4 protein-coding genes are annotated in these 5,073 nt (G+C 38.9%); 3 read left to right on the top strand and 1 reads right to left on the bottom strand.

Annotation, left to right across the window (positions count from 1 at the left end):
- Positions 1–110: 110 nt before the first annotated feature.
- Entirely contained in the window at positions 111–1,778 is a 1,668-nt protein-coding gene (locus PHO71_RS25215; protein WP_300208942.1) for a hypothetical protein, read from the bottom strand.
- A gap of 588 nt (positions 1,779–2,366) precedes the next feature.
- Between PHO71_RS25215 and PHO71_RS25210 the strand changes: the two genes are divergently transcribed.
- The 3 genes from PHO71_RS25210 to PHO71_RS25200 all read left to right on the top strand — a co-directional run bounded on the left by PHO71_RS25210 (position 2,367) and on the right by PHO71_RS25200 (position 4,595).
- Positions 2,367–2,930 carry a site-specific integrase gene (locus tag PHO71_RS25210; protein WP_300208941.1) on the top strand — a complete coding sequence of 188 codons (564 nt, stop codon included), beginning with the start codon at positions 2,367–2,369 and terminating at the stop codon, positions 2,928–2,930.
- Between the two features lie 91 nt (positions 2,931–3,021).
- A complete protein-coding gene (locus tag PHO71_RS25205) occupies positions 3,022–3,705 on the top strand; it encodes a transposase (RefSeq protein WP_300208940.1) in 684 nt (227 codons plus the stop codon).
- On the top strand, positions 3,693–4,595 hold the full coding sequence (locus PHO71_RS25200) for an IS3 family transposase (protein WP_300208939.1): 903 nt from the start codon (positions 3,693–3,695) through the stop codon (positions 4,593–4,595). The genes PHO71_RS25205 and PHO71_RS25200 overlap by 13 nt, the downstream gene beginning before the upstream one ends.
- Positions 4,596–5,073 lie beyond the last annotated feature (478 nt).

The following is a 5,073-nucleotide window of genomic DNA, read 5'->3' as shown; positions in this document are numbered from 1 at the left end:
TCATTCAGTACTGATTCTTTAAATTCTTTAGTGTAGTTTTTGCCCTTCATATCTTGTCTCCACCCTTCTGTTTTTATTCTATCCGATTTAGAGACAAGACTCCAACTTCATTAGGGGGCTAAATAGAGAGAGTCAGCATCGCATGCCCCAGGCGGCACTGCAACATCCATCGCCTTTGCCCTCCGAACCGATATATCAATAAAAGTTTTTCGTCTTTTAAGTGGCATGCCTCCATATTGCTCTCTTTTCTTCTCAATTACATGCTCCCATACAATTTGCCGAAACCTTTTCAATGTTAGGATAGAAGGGTCTCCTTCTGCATCCCACTTGATTTTACATGCCACGCTGAGATAAAAGGGGTTCCTCAGAAGTTGCTGGATTCTTATATTGGCTAAAAGAGAATTAATAGACGGACATATTTCTTGAATCGGAGATAATTCCTTTTCGCTTAAATATTCTAACCATAATATGGCTGGATTTAAATCAGCAAATTCAAACTGCTGAAGAGATTGGACAGCTTGATAACGACACGAACATATCAGCTTTATTGTTGTGTCTTTTTTTGTCCATTGAAGGAACTGCCTGAATGCTGATGGATCAGGCAACTCTAGAATTTTTTCTATACCATCAAGATAGAATATCTTATTTTGCATCATTCCTAACCGGGACGATAAGTCTTTTATATTACTATAGACCCCTAAAGAACTAAAAAACTGATGTAGACTACTATGATTAAATTCTTGCGCTTTGAAGGCCAAAACAGGAATCCGATTATCTAGCCTTTCAATATACGTTTTCACCACTGCAGATTTTCCTAAGCCTGCTTCTCCGGTGACTATAACAATCTGTTGTTCATCAACCAAATTAATTAATTGAACGATATCACTGCGCTCTATTTGGAATCTCTGATTATCCACTGTAATAGTATTGTTGATATCTTCGAGAATCTGATCTGTATGTTCCTTCAATCGCCGAATATCTTCATGGCGACCAGCTGCATCGGAAACCCACTTTTTTATTTCTATTGGAAGGCTCTCCCGATCAACAGTCGCTGCATTCTGGTTAGCTGATTGTGAAAAACATATTAGGCGTGCCCAGAAGGAACCTACACTTTCAGCGCATCCTTGCCCCCTTGCAATTTCAAGCATAGTTTGCAAGTGACTTACATTTACACTTTGGTCTTGATCTAAATCATAGGATACCCAGTCAAATACCCTTAAGAACTTCCAAAATTGTTCATCGGAGACCGGATTTCCGATTGATCTTTCGATTGCATCCCGAATTTGTTTAGTATAATAACGTTTTGCGTCTGAACTAAACTTAGCTGCGTTAATTTTATCTAGAAATTCACTGGCACTTAAACAGTGTTTTGCCCAATCTAACACGGGTCTAATGTTCGTTATCTCCCGAGCTGATAACGGGCCAGTAATCAATAAAAGCACTCCATTTTCTTGTTCAAAAAGAGGGCCATTGAAATCTTTCCATGCATTTTCAATAACGTCTAAAAACACTTTATCAGTTGCTGAAAAATTGATAAAGTGTTTTATTTGTGCTAGTAAAGTATGGGATATGCCTCTACTAGAACGAAAGAAAACAACAAGATCATCAGTATAGTATCCAGCTTGGCGGCCCTGAAATCTAATTTTTTCTATAGTACCCTCCGGTAATGCCGGTACTCGCCCTTGTACAAGCATAGTTGCTAAGAATGCCGATTGGATTTTTGTCTCGAAGCTAACTCCACCACCGCCTGTTGAAAATGGATTGCTTACTTCAGCCATTATTTCACCCCGCAATAAAATCACACCAACTTCTTATACCAATAAATTAGACCTTGGATACCTTTATCCTGCAAATTTTTTATGAACATACGCTAATATGATTCACTTAAAATGAGTAAATAATTGTATCTTCCATCAACGAAAGCATGGTGAAAATTTGCGAGTCTTTCTCTGTCCAATATCAGACACTACTCACATAGCTAATTTCTAAAGTAAAGCGAGGACATCTATGTCCTTGGAACACGTGTCACAGTGATTTCCTGTTATACCTTTCATTCTGGTGGAGGCGCGGGGAATTGACCCCCTGTCTTTTTGAATGCGAATCAAACGTTCTTTAGTTGAAGGTTGCACATGCATTTTGGGGAAAGTTTCTTAACGTATGCCTTTAAAATTGAAGCAATAAGAAAAGTATTTCCCCTTCAATCTGACTCAGTGTACTTCTGACAGATTCATAAAAAGCCAGAAACCCTTATACTTATTGGGTTTCTGGCTTTCAATATTTCATTTTTGATTATCCCTTGTTTTTAAATATGCCAAATCGCATAATTTCAACCAAAGAGACATATTCATTGGCTAGGAGGATTCATCATGAAAACTGTTGAGCCGAGCCGCTCTAAAAAGCAAATCGACAATATGAAACGCTACCTCAAAGAAACGAGCCTACGCAATTGGCTTCTTTTTACGCTGGGCATCAACTCCGGCCTTCGCATTGGCGATTTACTGCAACTAACCGTAGAAGAAGTTAAGGACTGCGAGCGCATCAACATACGCGAACAAAAAACCGGCAAGACAAAAGACTTCCCCTTATCCGCTACCTGCAAAAAAGCCATTGCGGAATACTTGAAAGCAGAATCTCTAAAAGAAGGCCCCCTATTCCCCAGCCGTAAAATTGCTGGCAGTCGAGGAACAGGCTCCATCAGCCGTCAGCAAGCCTACCAGATCATTAATGATGCCGCTCAAGCTGTCGTAGTTACCGTCCGGGTTGGTACCCATACCTTGCGGAAAACGTTCGGCTATCATGCCTATAAGCAAGGTGTCAGCCTAGAAATCATCCAAAAGCTACTAAATCATTCTGCGCCTAGCGTAACCTTGCGTTATATCGGCATCACCAAAGAAGATTTAGACAATGTATATATCGCCATTAACCTCTAAAATAGAAGGACCTATCCCAGTTTGATATGCTCCCCTTGTGGTAGACAGTTGAAATAAAAAAACTGTCTACCACAAGGAGGAGCATATTTTTATGGGAAGAAAATTTACGGTTTCATACGAAGAGCGAGTTGAAGCGGTTGAAAAATATCTACGATCCGAATCTTCCATTAACGATCTAGCAAAGCAATTAAGAGTAGGCAAAACGACTATTAGACAATGGCTAACAATCTATCACTCATTAGGACTAGATGGCTTAATAGAAACAAGAAAAAACGTTTCTTATTCGTCAGAGTTAAAAGAATCAGCTGTAATCGATTATTTGTCTGGTATTGGTTCTTACCGAGATATTTGCATTAAATACGCAATTAAATCAAGTCGTCAACTACGCGCCTGGATTTCAAAGTATAGTAGTCATGAGGAACTAAAATCTTCTGGAACAGGAGGAGTCCCCATCATGACTAAAGGGCGCAGAACAAGTTGTGAAGAAAGAGTTGAAATCGTTAAATATTGTATCGAACAAAAGAATAACTATGCTGAAACAGCACAGAAATATCAAGTTTCCTATCAGCAGGTTTATAGTTGGACAACCAAGTATGAAGGGGGTGGTGTCGAAGCTTTACAAGATAAACGTGGTAAGAGAAAGCACCTGAATGAGATGTCCGAGCTTGAGAAGCTAAAGGCTGAGAATAAACTTCTTGAAGCCAAAAACAAAAAGCAGCAAATGGAGATCGATTTCTTAAAAAAACTCGACGAAATAGAAAGGTGGCGGTTTTAAGTCAGGTAAAATATGAAACTATTTATTTGGCGATCCGAGACCTTCATAATATAGCAACTTATCCAATACAGAAACTCTGTGAAATTGCAGGTATACAAAGATCTTCTTACTACAAATGGCTAACTAGAAATGAGAATGCTAATGAGCATATGAATAGAGAATTGATCCAGATGATCAAAGATGCTTATCAAGAGCGTAATGGCATTCTTGGATATCGTCAAATGACGATTAAACTCAATCGTGAACATAACCTCACTGTAAATCATAAGCGAATTTATCGACTAATGAAATTCTTACAGCTTCAGTCCGTATGCCGCAGAAAAAGAAAGAGGTATCTTCGCTCTACACCTGAAATCACTGCTGAAAATATTCTAAACAGGAAGTTTACAGCGACTAAATTTGGTGAAAAATGGCTTACTGATGTGACAGAGATGAAGTATGGCCTTGAACAGAAAGCATATTTGAGCGCAATACTGGATTTAGGAGATAAAAGCATTGTCGCATTCGTGCTTAGCCACTCGAACAACAATAACCTTGTTTTTAAAACCTTTGACATAGCTCACAAAGAATATCCTGACGCAACTCCCTTAGTCCATAGTGACAGGGGATTTCAATATACAAGTAAGATTTTTCATAAAAAACTTGCTGATGCCGGAATGACACAAAGTATGTCTAGGGTATCAAGGTGCATAGATAACGGTCCCATGGAATCCTTCTGGGGAATGATAAAATCAGAGATGTATTATCTCAGAAAATTTAGTTCATACAATGAGTTGGAAAATGCTGTCAGTGAATATATAGATTACTATAATAATCATCGTTATCAGAAGCGGCTCAACTGCATGACTCCGATAGAGTATAGACGACATCGGGGGCATACAGCTGCATAAAAAAATGATGCCAACCTTTGCACAAAGTTGGCATCATTAAACTTTTGTTTTTTCAACTGTCTACTTGACAGGGGGCACTTCAGTTGCGCTGCTGGCCTTTGATTTAAATTCTTTCAATACCCGCCCCCCTTCTATTCCCGAGCTTGACGTTCATCAACCTCTACAGTAAGTATCCTTAAGTTCCATCTTTCAAGCACAAACGAGTGGTTCTTCAAGACCGCACACTAACCATCACACAATTAACGAAACGTTAATTGTGTGATGGTTCAGTCACGGTCTTCTTCCTTGTTATTATAAGAGGAGGCTGTGCTATGAAAGTTATTTGCCCCGTTTGTTTAGGAAAAATCTCTTAAAACTCAACTTTCGCACCTCAAAAACAGCTTTGAATCCTTGCTGCTTCTAAGGTCATCTTATTTTCAATATAGGCCTTGAAATATAGAAAAACACCCATCTGTTATGGTAAAGTGAATTTGCACAA

Source organism: Bacteroides sp., assembly GCF_028690125.1.
GTDB lineage: Bacteria > Bacteroidota > Bacteroidia > Bacteroidales > Bacteroidaceae > Bacteroides.
This window is presented reverse-complemented; position numbering and strand designations above follow the sequence as displayed.

Excerpts from the sequence above, each read along its gene's own strand:
- PHO71_RS25215 (WP_300208942.1), bottom strand. The coding sequence starts at position 1,778 with ATGGCTGAAGTAAGCAATCCATTTTCAACAGGCGGTGGTGGAGTTAGC.
- PHO71_RS25210 (WP_300208941.1), top strand. The coding sequence starts at position 2,367 with ATGAAAACTGTTGAGCCGAGCCGCTCTAAAAAGCAAATCGACAATATG.
- PHO71_RS25205 (WP_300208940.1), top strand. The coding sequence starts at position 3,022 with ATGGGAAGAAAATTTACGGTTTCATACGAAGAGCGAGTTGAAGCGGTT.